This is a genomic window from Anaerotruncus sp. 1XD42-93, from assembly GCF_009917605.1.
In the GTDB taxonomy this organism is placed as follows: Bacteria; Bacillota; Clostridia; order Oscillospirales; family Ruminococcaceae; genus Anaerotruncus.
This window is the reverse complement of the sequence record NZ_QZEG01000029.1, coordinates 1-12617: the sequence shown is the minus strand read 5'-3', so window position 1 is coordinate 12617 and position 12617 is coordinate 1. Positions and strand designations below refer to the sequence as shown.

The following is a 12617-nucleotide window of genomic DNA, read 5'->3' as shown; positions in this document are numbered from 1 at the left end:
AAAGCCGCGCTTCGGGCCAAAGGCCCGGGAAGACCCGAGAAGGGCGCTTTGCGCCCGGAAGTTTGGTCGGGAACCAAACTTCCTTTGCACTGAAAGGAGGTGAAACAGAAAATGGAACAGATGATGGTACAGGCAGCGGCCCCGGTACAGGGTGTACAGGGCGTGAGCTTCCGCGCATTGCAGGGCGCGCTGGCCGGACAGCAGCCGGTTGGCGACGGATTTGCGATGCTTTTCCAACAGCTGATGGGCGCGCTGAACGGGGAAGGCGACCCGATGGCCGCGCTGCTCGCCCAGATGGGGCAGATGCAGGACGACGCGGAGGACGAGGGCGTTGAACTGGGGATGCAGATGATGGCAGAGATGCTGCTGTCGGGCAACCCGCAGGCGGCGCAGATCCTCGAGCAGCTCGGGCTCGAGCCCGAACAGGTACAGGCGCTGGCGCAGGCCGGGCAGGATGCCGGACGGGTGGCGCAGATCGAAGAGATGCAGGCCCCGGTGCAGCAGGCCGACACAACAACAGCCGAACAGCCGGCGGAACAGGCGCAGGACACCATCCAGGTTTTTGCGGCAGGGCAGAACAGCCAGCCGGAGGAATCGGGGGAGGACGGCAGCCTGATGCAGGGCGAGCACCAGTTCCGCAATGCGGTGCAGATCGCGCGGGAAAAACTGGGCGGGCAGTCCAAAGAGGAGGGCCAGCCGGTGGACGTGGACGCTTTGCAGGCGCACGCGAACAGCTACCGGTTCGAACCCGCACAGCCGATGCAGAAGCTCGAAGCAACCATGCGGCCCGACCCGCAGGAGGTGGTCAGCCAGCTCCGCGACGGCATCCTCGACCGGCTCGGCAAACAGGACGAATTCGTGGTCAAACTCAAACCCGAAGGGCTTGGGGAAATCACGGTGAGCCTGACCCAGCAGGACGGTGGGATCGCCATGAAGCTGGTGGCGTCCAGCCCGCAGGTGGCAAAGCTCATCAGTGAGCAGGTGATGTCGCTGCAAAACGCGCTGCGCCCGCTCCACGCGGAGGTCACCGAGATCTCGACGATCGCGCCGCAGGCGGCCGAGAACGCCGCACAGTACAGCGCTTTCTCCGAGCAGCAGCAACAGTTCAGCCGTCAGCAGCAGTTCACCGGCGGCGGTGCGCACCAGAGCGCGCGCGGCGGCATGGACAGCGGCGAGGAACCGGTTGAATGGGACCCGCAGGTCCGGTTGGACGACACGCTCGACGCCTACATTTAACCGAAAGGAGGAGAGGCAATGTCGACAATTGGCAACACCAACACCAGCTACGGCTACCGCGACTGGTGGAACGAAAACAAGTATAAAGACCCGTCCGAGTGGACCGCCCCCCCGACCGACGGGACCAGCGGCACGACCAACTGGGGCGTCAAGTTCGAGGAGGATGACAAGGCTGTAAAGGTCGAAGACTTCCTCAACCTGATGGTCGCACAGCTCCAGAACCAGGACTTCATGAACCCGGTGGACGACACCCAGTATGTCACCCAGCTTGCGCAGTTCGCAACCATGCAGCAGATGCAGGAGCTTGCCAGCTACCAGAAAACCAACTACGCCATCTCGCTGGTGGGCAAGAACATCACAGCCGCAAAATTCGGCGTGGCGGGCAACCTCATCAAGGAAACCGGCGTGATCCAGAAGGTTTCGCTGGTGGATAACTCGTATGAGGTCACCGTAAACGGGAAAAACTTTACCCTTGACCAGATCATGGAGATCAACGATAATAAGACTGGTTCCAGCTCCGGCTCCGACACCGACAAGCAGGCTTACCTGCTCTCGCTGATGGGCAAAAACGTGGAGGTCAAGACCACCGACGAGGACGGGAAGACGGTCAACGTACAGGGGGTCGTAAACAAGGTCTCGAGCGAGGACGGCAAGTATCAGGTCCAGATCGGCGACAAGTGGTACCCGCTCGACAACGTGATCTCGGTGGACGGTGAGGAACCCGATATCGAGCTCGACCCGGATAAGGTCAGCGAGCTGGCCGCGATGGTCGGCAAGGAGGTTACCGTCAAGATCAAGGACGAGGACGGCGACCCGGACGAGAAAACCGGCAGGGTGACCAAAATTTCCACCAAGGGCGGGGAATACCGGCTCATGATCGGGGACGAATGGTACCTGATGTCCGACGTGGTGAACGTGCGCGAGAGCAGCGACACCCGCAATGTTTGGTACGAGACCTGATTCCGAATTTGAACAGAAAGGGGTGGGCGGATGGATCAGCTTCTGATTCAGCGCAGACTGAATATCCCGGTTGTGACCGGAACCCCCGCTGCAAGCCCGGTCGCCCCGCAGCAGGAACAGGCGCAAGCCTCCTTCCGGGAGGTTCTGGACGAGCAGCTTGCCAAAGCCGGCGGCCTGGCATTTTCCAAACACGCGGCTGCGCGGGTGCAGCAGCGGAGCATCGAGCTGACCGAAAACAGCCTGGAGCGGCTCTATGAAGGGGTGCGCATCGCGCGGGAAAAGGGCATGGATGATACCCTGATCCTGGTCGATTCCACCGCGTTCATCGTCAGCGTGAAAAATGGTACGGTTATCACCACGCTCGGCGGCGACCTTCGGGGCAGCGCAATTACAAACATCAACGGGACGGTTATTGTCTGACCGGACTTCTCTGCAAGAGGTCAGCGCGGGCCTCGACTGACCGAAAGGCCCGCGCCCGTCCCGGCGTTATAGAACAAGGAGAAATAGATAGATGGTAAGATCAATGTATTCCGGTGTTTCCGGCCTGCGCTCGCATCAGCAGCGGCTGGACGTCATCGGTAACAACGTTTCGAACGCCAACACCTACGGTTTCAAATCCAGCCGCGCAACCTTCCGCGACATGTTCTACCAGAACGTGCGCAACGCGGCGCAGGGTACCTCCAGCCGCGGCGGTATCAACCCGTCCGCGATCGGTTACGGCGCGTCGCTCTCGAGCGTCGACCTGCTGATGGAGGTTTCTTCCATGACCCCGACCGGCAACCCCCTCGACGTGGCGATCACCGGTGAGGGGTTCCTTCAGGTCATGGACAATGACGGGAATATCTTCTACACCCGCGCGGGTATGCTCGACGTCGACCCGACCACCGGCTATCTCGTGGACGGAAACGGTTACTTTGTCCTCGGCACCCAGGCCAAGGACGCGACGGTCGGTATCGTCGGGCAGGAGCCGGGCACCAGCCGCATCAAGATCGAGCTGCCCACCCTCGACGCGAAACAGGCGTCGGTCACCAAAAAGATCGGCGGCAACGAGTTCACCATGACGGCAACCAACGTCGGCGACGCGGGCAACGCGAGCATCAACTTTTCGCTTGCCTACGATATGCCGGCTGGCCAGGATATCGAGGTTGTCATCTCGGGCAACAACATCGAGGTCAATGTCAACCCGACTTCCACGTTTGCCAATGTTGGCGCCTTCATGGATCAGGTAAACACCATGATTACCGACAAGCTGGGAGAGACCCATCCGGCGGGCAAATTTGAGCTCAATATGGACCCGCCGATCACGATGACGGGTAATCCCGCCTATCCGGGTGATGTAATCACCGGCGAACAGCTTGTCAAGAGCGATGCAGGCCCCACCGGCGGCATGATCGCGCTGAGTCCGGATGCACAGGACAGGAACATTCAGTTCATCGCGAAAAAGCTGGGTTCCGCCTTTTCGGGTGACACGGCTGGTGCACAGTTGGTAATCACGCACGACACTACAAACGACCTCTGGTCTGTCGTAGTCGGGGATTATAAACTTGAAGGCATCACCCTTGCGGCGCTGACCGGTTCGGCGGGCGTTATGCTCAAAAACACAGCGACAGGTGCGGATGAGAACGACTACTTCACCATCAGCATCCCGAAGTCGGCACTGGATCCCAAAGACCCGGATGATCCGGCTGCCGGTTATGCCGATTCGACAACTGTTACGTTGGGAGACATGACCCCGCAGCGCCCGTCCGGCAACCTCGGCCTGAACGCCGGGTTCCAGCTCGAGGGCGGCACCGAGGGCGGCCCGCAGACGATCATGAACATCACCGGGTTCGGCATCGGCGCGGACGGTACGCTGACCGGCCAGGCGGGCGGCGAGCGGCTGATCTTCGGCCGGATCGACCTTGCCAACTTCGACAACCCCAAGGGCCTCCAGCAGAGCGGCAACAGCTACTTTGCCGAGACCCAGAACTCGGGCAAACCGCAGTATGCGGTGCCGGGCGAGGACGGCACCGGCGCACTCAAGAACAGCGCGCTCGAGATGTCCAACGTTGACCTCGCGAACGAGTTTTCGGATATGATTACCACCCAGCGCGGCTACCAGGCGAACTCGCGCCTGATTACCGTTTCGGACACGATGCTCGAAGAGCTGATTAACCTAAAACGATAATCTGACAGGCTGAATGGCAGAGAAGGAGGCATAAGGGGCAGCGGACGTTTGGCTCCAGACCAAACGTCCAGGCGCAGGGCGCCTTCCTCAAAGGTGCGCGGCGTTTTGGGTTCCAGACCAAAACGCCCCCACTCGCGGCTTTCTCGCGCAGGCGCGAAGCGCGGCCAGGGCCGCGACAGCCGCTCGGCGCACCCCACAAGAGGGGCGGCAGTGCCCCCCTCTTGTGAGAACTCCCCCGGCAAGCTTTGTGCGTCGATCTGTTCGAGCACAGTGTAGTGGGGTTTTGCGGCACAGCCCGGGTCGAGCGGGCGGGGCCTGTCTGGGCAAAAAACAGGCCGGGGCGGGCACTGACATGCGTGTCTTTTCCGCCCAGCCAAAGGCGGGCACCCTTCCGGGGGATACATAAGGGGGGTGGGGCGCATGTTGTTTTGGAATCCCGACCAAAACAACGCCCATCGCTTCTCGGGCTTTCAGCCCGAAGCGCGCTTGCGCGCGACGCTCGGGCAAGATGCGCCTCACGGGCTAGGGGTCAGCGACCCCTCCCCGTGTGCCCCACCCCGGCAAGCTGGGAAGCCCGGCCCGATCGGGCACAGTGTAGTGAGGTTCTGCGGCACAGCCCGGGGCGAGTGGGTATGCCCTGCCTGGGCAAAAAACAGGTTGGGGCGGGCTGTGACATGCGTGTCTTTTCCGCCCAGCCAAAGGCGGGCACCCTTCCGGGGGATACATAAGGGGGATTCCCCCTTACGTGTGCTTTTTACCTTGCTTTTTGCACAAGCAAAAAACAAGCCGTCCGCCCGGACGGGACCGGGCACCCTGTGCCGCTTGCGGCACACCTCTTAAAAAAAGGTAAGGTACTGCACCGCTGTACCTCTCCCACCATCGCCTGGGGGAGAGGGGTTCTTTAAGGGGCATTGCCCCTTAAATGCACTTTTGGTTCCTTTTCGTGCATCCGAAAAGGGACCCGCCGCGCGGGGGCGGATACCCCGCATCCAGCGCCGCCTGCGGCACACTGATCAAAAAGGTAAGGTGCTGCACAAAAAGAACCCGCCGCGGGGGCGGCCCCCCGCATCAGGCGGCGGCAGAACGTGGCCGCCGCCCGCAGGCAAGCAGACATATTGGTTTGCGGATATGCCTGTTTGCCTGTGGAATTGCTGCAATAGGGGCAGCGTAAAAATATGGGAAAAGAAAGAAGGAGCAATTCTTATGATAGTCTTAACCAAGCTGCGCGGAGAGAGGTTCACCCTCAACTGTGACCTGATCGAGACGATTACCGAAAACCCGGACACCACTATCCTGCTGACCAATGGCAGCCTGCATATTGTGAAAGAGCCGATGCAGGAAGTGATCGACAAGACTGTCGAATTCCGCAGGCGCATCTACCGGGATAATATCAGCATGTAACCCGGATGCCAGAGAAAGGAAGGGAAATTCTTTATGGATTTAATGACAATTATCGGCACCCTGTCTGCGTTCGCGGTCCTGTTCTTCGGAATAGCGTTCGATAAAACCAAAGGCCTCGTATTTGGAAACTTCGGCAACTTCTTGGACGTACCGAGCCTTATCATCGTTATCGGCGGCGTTATCGCGGCGCTGATGCTCTCATTTCCGATCAAGATTTTTACCAAAATCCCCAAACACATCAAAATCTGCCTGATGCCCAAAAAGTATATCCCGCAGGAATACATTATGCAGATTGTCGATCTGGCAACCGAAGCGCGTATCAACGGCCTGCTCTCGCTCGAAACCAAGCTCGAGGAGACCAGCGACACCTTCCTGAAAAACAGCATGATGCTGGTGGTCGACGCGGTTGACCCCGAAAAGGTGAAGACCCTGCTCGAAACCGAGCTGGATTATCTGGACGAGCGCCACGCGCAGGACCGCGGGTTCTACGACAAGGCGGCCTCCTACGGCCCGGCTTACGGTATGATCGGTACCCTGATGGGCCTGATCAACCTCCTGAAGCAGCTCGACGACCCGAGCGCGGTTGCGCCGGCAATGGCGGTCGCGCTGGTTACCACCTTCTACGGTTCCATCCTCGCAAACATGATGTTCCTGCCGATCTCGAACAAGCTCAAGGTCCGGCATGAGGAGGAGTACCTCTGCAAGATGATCGTGGCCGAGGGCGTGCAGGCGATCCAGGCGGGAAACAACCCGAAGTTTATCCAGGAAAAGCTCACCCAGCTGATCCCCGGCTACCTCGCTTCCAAGATGGAGGGCGCTTCCTCCGGCGGAGGCGGCGGAGAAGAGGGCGGCAAGAAGAAGGGCAAGAAAAAATAAACCACCCATCCCCGTATGCACAGCAGCCTGATACCGTGTGGACAGGTCCTGTGGATGCCGGTTTGAAAACTTGGAAAAGGCAGGTGAGCGATCATGGCCAAAAAGCAGCGTGAAGAGCCGAATACTTCGGAATGGATGAATACCTATTCCGACCTTGTGACCCTTCTGCTCTGCTTCTTCGTACTGCTGTTCAGTATGTCAACCATCAACGCCGAGAAGTGGGAAAACTTCGTCAAGGCGTTTGCCAACCCGGGCGACAAGACGATGCAGGTCGTTATTGACGCGCTTGAGGACAAGGGCGATGAGCTGGCGAACCCGATGGGGGAATCCACCCCCGCGCAGAGCGATTCGATGCCCCGGACCGACCTCGAGCTGCCCGCGAGCTTCGACGAGCTTTATGAATATATGAAAAGCTACGCCGAGGAAAACGGGCTGAGCGAATCGGTGCAGGTGAGCAAGGGCAAAAACACCGTTTACATCCGTTTCAAAAACAACCTCTTCTTTGACCCGGACAGCTCGAATATCCGGCAGGCGGCATTCCCGGTGCTCGATTTCCTCGGCGACTGCCTGCATTCGGTCCAGGATGAGATCATGACCATCAACATCAACGGCCATACCGCCTCGGTCGCCAATGCGGAGTGGTACGCGGTTTCCGACTGGAAGCTCTCTTCCGAGCGCGCCAGCGAGATTGCGATCTACTTCGAGGAAAACGGCGAGGTGGAGCCGACGATCATGCGCCCGATCGGCTACGGCAAAAACTACCCGGTCGAGAGCAACGATACCACCGAGGGCCGCGAGGCGAACCGCCGCGTGGATATGGTGATTGTGAGCAAGAACGCGGCGCTCAGCCCGGACGACCCGATGTATCAGGAGCTGGTCGGGCTGTTCGACCCGGGCGCGTTCCCCTCGTCGGCTTCCGCAGACGAGATCCTCGTCCCACAGGATGCGTTTGAGGCGCTCGCGCAGCAGACCGCGCTGGATGCCGGGCTGGATGCCGACGACCTGATCGCGGCAGCCCCGGATAATACGCCGGAGACCAGCCCGGAGGCAGAGCCGGGCGGGATCGGGGTCAGCCCGGAACCCCCCGCTCCCCCGGATGGGGAGACTACAGAATGAAGGAGCTGGATGATTAGCTTATGGCAGAGCAACTATCACAAGCACAAATTGACGCGCTGCTTGCCAAGATGAGCTCCGGAGAGGAAGTAGTCGAAGAGGAGACGCAGAAGGTCAAGGAGTACGATTTCAACTCCCCGAAAAAGTTTACCAAGGAACAGCTCAAGGCGCTCGACAGCATCCACGAAACGTTCGGCCGCCTGCTTTCCTCCCAGCTTTCAGGCATGCTGCGCAACGTCTGCGACGTGCAGGTCATGCAGATCGAGGAGCAGCGCTATTATGAGTATAACAACTCGCTGCCGGACACTTCGCTTTTCGGGCTGATCAACTTCAAGCCGGAGGGCGAGCACTACAGCGACAGCATCCTCATCATGAATATGGATTCGGGGATCGGCTTTTATCTGATCGACCGGCTGCTCGGCGGCTCGGGCGAGCTTCACAACCTCACCCGCGACTATACCGAGATCGAGCTTGCGATTCTGGAGAACGTGCTCGGCAAGGTCGTGGTGAAGCTGCAGGACGCCTGGCGCAACAGCATCGATTGTACCGCCAGGCTCACCAGCGTGGAGACCAACGCCCGTCTCTTGCAGGTAATCGCGCCGGAAGAGATCATCGTTATCGTGATGCTCAACGTCAAGATCGGCGACATGACCGCGCCCATGACGATCTGTATCCCCGCGGAGAGCCTCGAAGAGGTCATTGACAAGTTCAGCGTCAGGTATACCCGCACAAATAACCGCAGGCTTGACCCGGATCACGAGCGGATCAAGAAGGAGATCCTCCTTCAGGGCGTCTGCAACACGGATATGAAGATTCAGGCGACTTTCGACCGGCTGGAACTCAAGCTCTGGGAGATCATGCAGCTCCAGCCGATGGATGTCATACCGCTGAACAAGCGGATCGACGACGATGTCGATATCACGCTTGGCGGGGTGCCCTGGTTCACCGCAAAGCTCGGTGAGCTGGACGACAAAAAGGCCATCAAGTTAAACCGCTGCATAAACCCGGTTGAGGAACCGGCCCTGCCCGGGGAGGACCCGGAAGAGGACGGGGAGGACGCCGGGCTGGTCGGCAGCGAGATGAGAGAAACGAGGAAATGAGGGAAACCAATGGGTGAAGCACAGACAAGCGTCCTTCTTGAGGACTGGGAGATAGACGCGATCGGCGAAATCCTGAATATCAGCATGGGTTCTTCAGCAACAGCGATTTCCAGCCTGCTCGACCGCCAGGTCATCATCTCGACCCCCACGGTTGAGATGCGCACCTTCCGCAGCCTGGATTACGCGGCGCTCGAGCCTGCCATGCTGGTCAAGATCGAGTATGTCGAGGGCATCTCGGGCAATAATGTAATGATTTTCCGGCAGCGGGATATGCAGATCATCCTGAACCTGCTGATGGGCAACGAAGAGGAGCCGACCGACGACTTTGTCTTTGATGAACTGAGCATGAGCGCGGCCTGTGAGGTCATGAACCAGATGATGGGCGCTGCGGCTACCGCGCTTTCCGAGTTTTTGAGCAAGGTGGTCAATATCTCCACGCCGGTTGCGTCGGTCATTGATTCGGACGAAAACTATTATCAGTCGCTCGGCGCCGACGAAGGCTCCGAGATCGTCTCGATCTCGTTCCATATCTCGATTGAGGGGGTCATGGACAGCGATTTCAGCAGCATCATGAGCTGCGAGCTGGTCAAGGACATCGTAACCTCGGTTTCGGGCCAGCAGGAACAGGAGATCGCGCAGGTGGAGATGCTGCCTTCCAACGCGGCGGCAGCACCGGCGCCGGCAGCACCGCAGCCCGAACCGGCTGCACCCCCGATGGGCTATCCTCCGCAGCAGCAGCCTGCGCCGGGGTATCCGCCCCAGCAGCCTGCCGCAGCGCAGCAGCCCGCGCCCGGCTATCCGCCCCAGCAGCCTGCCGCGGCACAGCAGCCCGCGCCGGGGTATCCACCCCAGCAGCCTGCACCCGGCTACCCGCAGCAGGCCCCGGGCTACCCTCCGCAGCAGCCCGCGCCCGGTTATCCGCCCCAGCCGGATATGTCCGGCTACCAGCAGCAGCCTGCGCCCGGCTATCCGCCCTATCCGCAGATGCCGCCCTATGGCTATCCGGCCTACCCGGGCTATCCTTACCCGCCCTACGGCTACGGGATGCCCCCCGAGGCCGCCGCGCTGCCCAACCAGGTGCTGAAACAGCCGCTCAACGTGCAGAACACCCAGTTCCCGGCGTTCGGCGTCCAGCAGACCGACAACCCCGCCTCCAATTCCAACATGGACCTTTTGATGGGGGTTTCGCTGGATGTGTCGGTTGAGATCGGGCAGACCAAGCGCAAGATCAAAGATATCATCGACTTTGGGCAGGGGACCGTCATTGAGCTGAACAAGCAGGCAGGCGCGCCGGTGGACATCGTGGTCAACGGCAGGCTGCTTGCGCGCGGCGATGTGGTGGTGATCGGCGACAACTTCGGCGTGCGCATCACCGAGATCGTCGGCACCAAAGAGCTGATGGAAAGCCTCAAGGCGGGCATCAACTGACCCACCGGGCGCGCTCCGCGCCCGGCAAAACCCCGGAGAACCCCGCTTTTCAGCGGATTAGATATAGGAAGAATCTCAATGCTTACTTTCAGAACAGCTTTAGAAGGAGAGAATTTAGAAAATGGATAAGAAAATCATGCTTGTGGATGACGCTGCATTTATGCGAATGACGATTAAAAACTGTCTGACCAAAGCGGGCTACACCAACCTGGTCGAGGCGGGGGATGGTCAGCAGGCGGTCGACACCTTCGCGAAAGAGAACCCCGACCTCGTAATCATGGACATCACCATGCCCAACAAGGACGGCATCCAGGCCCTTCAGGAGATCAAGGCCAACAACCCGGCCGCCAAGGTGGTCATGTGCTCGGCCATGGGCCAGGAAGCGATGGTCGTGCAGGCAATCCAGCTCGGCGCGCTCGACTTCATCGTCAAGCCGTTTAAGCCCGACCGCATCCTCCAGACCGTCTCGAAAATCCTCGGCTGATGCCGTCCGATTCTGCGCAGGGCGCCGCCTCTGTCCTGACAGTGTTCGGCGGCCTGCTGATGTTCCTGCTGGTGGTCGTGGCGGCGTGGGCCTGTACGCGTTTTGTGGGCAGGCGGTTTTCAGCCGGTGCGGGCGCGGGCAGCGGCAGGCTGCGGGTGGTCGAGCGGGTTGCGCTCGGGCCGGACCGCGCGTTGGTCCTGGTGCGGGCCGCGGGCCGGGTGTTCCTGGTCGGGTCGGCGCCGCAGCAGCTCACCCTGCTTGCCGAGCTGGACGCGGATGCGTTCCCGGAAAGCGGCGGGCAGCCGGAACCCACCCCGGCCGATTTTGCGTCGCTCTTTGAGGCGGTGCGGCGGCAGGGGGGGAAGTTTAGGGGGAAGAAGGAAAAACCGGATGGATAAGGTCAACGAAAACAGAAAGGTCCTCAAAAAACAGCTCCGGCGGTTCGGGATTTCTGCCCTGGTAACGCTGGTGCTGGCTGTGGCCTGCCTTTCTCTGCATACGTTCGCTGCGCCGATGGTCACCCTCGACCTTGGCAGCGGCGATGGGGCCGGAAGTTCCTTCGGTATCCTCGAGATGCTTTTTACGCTGGTTTTGATCGCGCTTGCGCCTTCTCTGCTCATCATGATGACCAGCTTCACCCGGATCATCATTGTGCTCTCGTTCCTGCGCAACGCGATGGGAACCCAGCAGTCTCCGCCCAACCAGGTTCTGATTGGGCTTGCGCTCTTTTTAACCCTCTTTATCATGTACCCGGTGTTCAGCCAGATCAACGACCAGGCTTACCAGCCCTACAGCCGCGGGGAGATCACCCGTACCGAGGCGGTCGAACGGGGGGCGCGCCCGCTCAAGGAGTTCATGGTGCGCCAGATCTACACCGATGATGCGGCTATGTTCCTCACGATCGCCAACGAGCGCCGCCCGGAGGAAGAGCGGATCACCGTCCCGGAGGACCTGACCGACCTCAGCTTCGAGATCGTCGTCCCGGCGTTCATCACGAGCGAGCTCAAACGCGCGTTCCTGATCGGTTTTTTGATCTTCCTCCCGTTCCTTATCATCGACATGGTGGTCTCAAGCACCCTGATGTCGATGGGTATGGTCATGCTGCCGCCTTCGATGATCTCACTGCCCTTCAAAATCATGATGTTCGTCCTTGTCGACGGATGGGGGCTGCTCCTCGGCAACCTTGCCCGCAGCTTCCATTAGAGATATGCAGCGGTGCAGCATCTTACCTTTTTGAAAGAGGATGCCGCCTTCCGGCGGCAGGGGATGCGGGGTGTCCGCCCCCGCGCGGCGGGTCCCTTTTCGGATGCACGAAAAGGAACCAAAAGTGCATTTAAGGGGCGACGCCCCTTAAAGAACCCCGCGCCCCCAGACGATGGTGGGGGATGTACAGCGGTGCAGTACCTTACCTTTTTAAGAAGGATGCCGCCTTCCGGCGGCAGGGGATGCGGGGTGTCCGCCCCCGCGCGGCGGGTCCCTTTTCGGATGCACGAAAAGGAACCAAAAGTGCATTTAAGGGGCGACGCCCCTTAAAGAACCCCGCGCCCCCCGACAAACGCTCATGCTCAGGGCTGACTTGCACCCTCGGATGCCCCCAGGCGTTCGCACGTTGTTTCACAAGTCGGGATCGATCGAGCACCGATGTGGAGGCGTTTTGCTTCTAGCCCGGGGCGAGTGGGCGTGGCCTGTCTGGGCAAAAAACAGGTAGAGGCGGGCTGTGACATGCGTGTCTTTTCCGCCCAGCCAAAGGCGGGCACCCTTCCGGGGGATACATAAGGGGGTTCCCCCTTATGTGTGCTTTTTACCTTGCTTTTTGCACAAGCAAAAAACAAGCCGTCCGCCCGGACGGGAC

12 protein-coding genes are annotated in these 12617 nt (G+C 60.1%); all 12 read left to right on the top strand.

Annotation, left to right across the window (positions count from 1 at the left end; all coding sequences use genetic code 11):
- The first annotated feature begins 111 nt into the window (after window positions 1-111).
- Window positions 112-1236, top strand: a complete 1125-nt coding sequence (locus D5269_RS11005; RefSeq protein ID WP_120485870.1) for a flagellar hook-length control protein FliK — start codon at window positions 112-114, stop codon at window positions 1234-1236.
- Window positions 1237-1254: 18 nt separating this feature from the next.
- The gene (locus D5269_RS11000) at window positions 1255-2196 is read left to right on the top strand and encodes a flagellar hook capping FlgD N-terminal domain-containing protein (protein WP_120485871.1); all 942 of its coding nucleotides are present in this window, start codon (window positions 1255-1257) and stop codon (window positions 2194-2196) included.
- Between the two features lie 30 nt (window positions 2197-2226).
- Complete coding sequence (locus D5269_RS10995; protein WP_016317862.1) at window positions 2227-2616, top strand: TIGR02530 family flagellar biosynthesis protein; 390 nt, start codon at window positions 2227-2229, stop codon at window positions 2614-2616.
- Window positions 2617-2707: 91 nt separating this feature from the next.
- Window positions 2708-4363 (top strand): flagellar hook-basal body complex protein, encoded by a 1656-nt coding sequence (locus tag D5269_RS10990; RefSeq protein ID WP_120485872.1) that lies wholly within the window; start codon window positions 2708-2710, stop codon window positions 4361-4363.
- A 1203-nt stretch (window positions 4364-5566) separates the two neighbouring features.
- Complete coding sequence (locus D5269_RS10985; protein ID WP_016317859.1) at window positions 5567-5764, top strand: flagellar FlbD family protein; 198 nt, start codon at window positions 5567-5569, stop codon at window positions 5762-5764.
- 33 nt (window positions 5765-5797) lie between these two features.
- Complete coding sequence (locus tag D5269_RS10980; protein WP_016317858.1) at window positions 5798-6640, top strand: motility protein A; 843 nt, start codon at window positions 5798-5800, stop codon at window positions 6638-6640.
- A gap of 93 nt (window positions 6641-6733) precedes the next feature.
- Window positions 6734-7756 (top strand): flagellar motor protein MotB, encoded by a 1023-nt coding sequence (locus D5269_RS10975; protein ID WP_016317857.1) that lies wholly within the window; start codon window positions 6734-6736, stop codon window positions 7754-7756.
- A gap of 20 nt (window positions 7757-7776) precedes the next feature.
- Complete coding sequence (gene fliM / locus D5269_RS10970; protein ID WP_120485873.1) at window positions 7777-8853, top strand: flagellar motor switch protein FliM; 1077 nt, start codon at window positions 7777-7779, stop codon at window positions 8851-8853.
- Between the two features lie 9 nt (window positions 8854-8862).
- On the top strand, window positions 8863-10281 hold the full coding sequence (gene fliN, locus D5269_RS10965; RefSeq protein WP_120485874.1) for a flagellar motor switch protein FliN: 1419 nt from the start codon (window positions 8863-8865) through the stop codon (window positions 10279-10281).
- A 121-nt stretch (window positions 10282-10402) separates the two neighbouring features.
- Window positions 10403-10765 (top strand): response regulator, encoded by a 363-nt coding sequence (locus D5269_RS10960; RefSeq protein ID WP_016317854.1) that lies wholly within the window; start codon window positions 10403-10405, stop codon window positions 10763-10765.
- The gene (fliO, locus tag D5269_RS10955) at window positions 10765-11163 is read left to right on the top strand and encodes a flagellar biosynthetic protein FliO (protein WP_120485875.1); all 399 of its coding nucleotides are present in this window, start codon (window positions 10765-10767) and stop codon (window positions 11161-11163) included. Before D5269_RS10960 ends, fliO begins: the two co-directional genes overlap by 1 nt.
- Window positions 11156-11968, top strand: a complete 813-nt coding sequence (gene fliP / locus D5269_RS10950) for a flagellar type III secretion system pore protein FliP (RefSeq protein ID WP_120485876.1) — start codon at window positions 11156-11158, stop codon at window positions 11966-11968. Before fliO ends, fliP begins: the two co-directional genes overlap by 8 nt.
- Window positions 11969-12617: the final 649 nt, after the last annotated feature.

Bases quoted from the DNA above. Each gene is read 5' to 3' on its own strand.
- D5269_RS11005 (WP_120485870.1), top strand. From the start codon at position 112: ATGGAACAGATGATGGTACAGGCAGCGGCCCCGGTACAGGGTGTACAG.
- D5269_RS11000 (WP_120485871.1), top strand. From the start codon at position 1,255: ATGTCGACAATTGGCAACACCAACACCAGCTACGGCTACCGCGACTGG.
- D5269_RS10995 (WP_016317862.1), top strand. From the start codon at position 2,227: ATGGATCAGCTTCTGATTCAGCGCAGACTGAATATCCCGGTTGTGACC.
- D5269_RS10990 (WP_120485872.1), top strand. From the start codon at position 2,708: ATGGTAAGATCAATGTATTCCGGTGTTTCCGGCCTGCGCTCGCATCAG.
- D5269_RS10985 (WP_016317859.1), top strand. From the start codon at position 5,567: ATGATAGTCTTAACCAAGCTGCGCGGAGAGAGGTTCACCCTCAACTGT.
- D5269_RS10980 (WP_016317858.1), top strand. From the start codon at position 5,798: ATGGATTTAATGACAATTATCGGCACCCTGTCTGCGTTCGCGGTCCTG.
- D5269_RS10975 (WP_016317857.1), top strand. From the start codon at position 6,734: ATGGCCAAAAAGCAGCGTGAAGAGCCGAATACTTCGGAATGGATGAAT.
- fliM (WP_120485873.1), top strand. From the start codon at position 7,777: ATGGCAGAGCAACTATCACAAGCACAAATTGACGCGCTGCTTGCCAAG.
- fliN (WP_120485874.1), top strand. From the start codon at position 8,863: ATGGGTGAAGCACAGACAAGCGTCCTTCTTGAGGACTGGGAGATAGAC.
- D5269_RS10960 (WP_016317854.1), top strand. From the start codon at position 10,403: ATGGATAAGAAAATCATGCTTGTGGATGACGCTGCATTTATGCGAATG.
- fliO (WP_120485875.1), top strand. From the start codon at position 10,765: ATGCCGTCCGATTCTGCGCAGGGCGCCGCCTCTGTCCTGACAGTGTTC.
- fliP (WP_120485876.1), top strand. From the start codon at position 11,156: ATGGATAAGGTCAACGAAAACAGAAAGGTCCTCAAAAAACAGCTCCGG.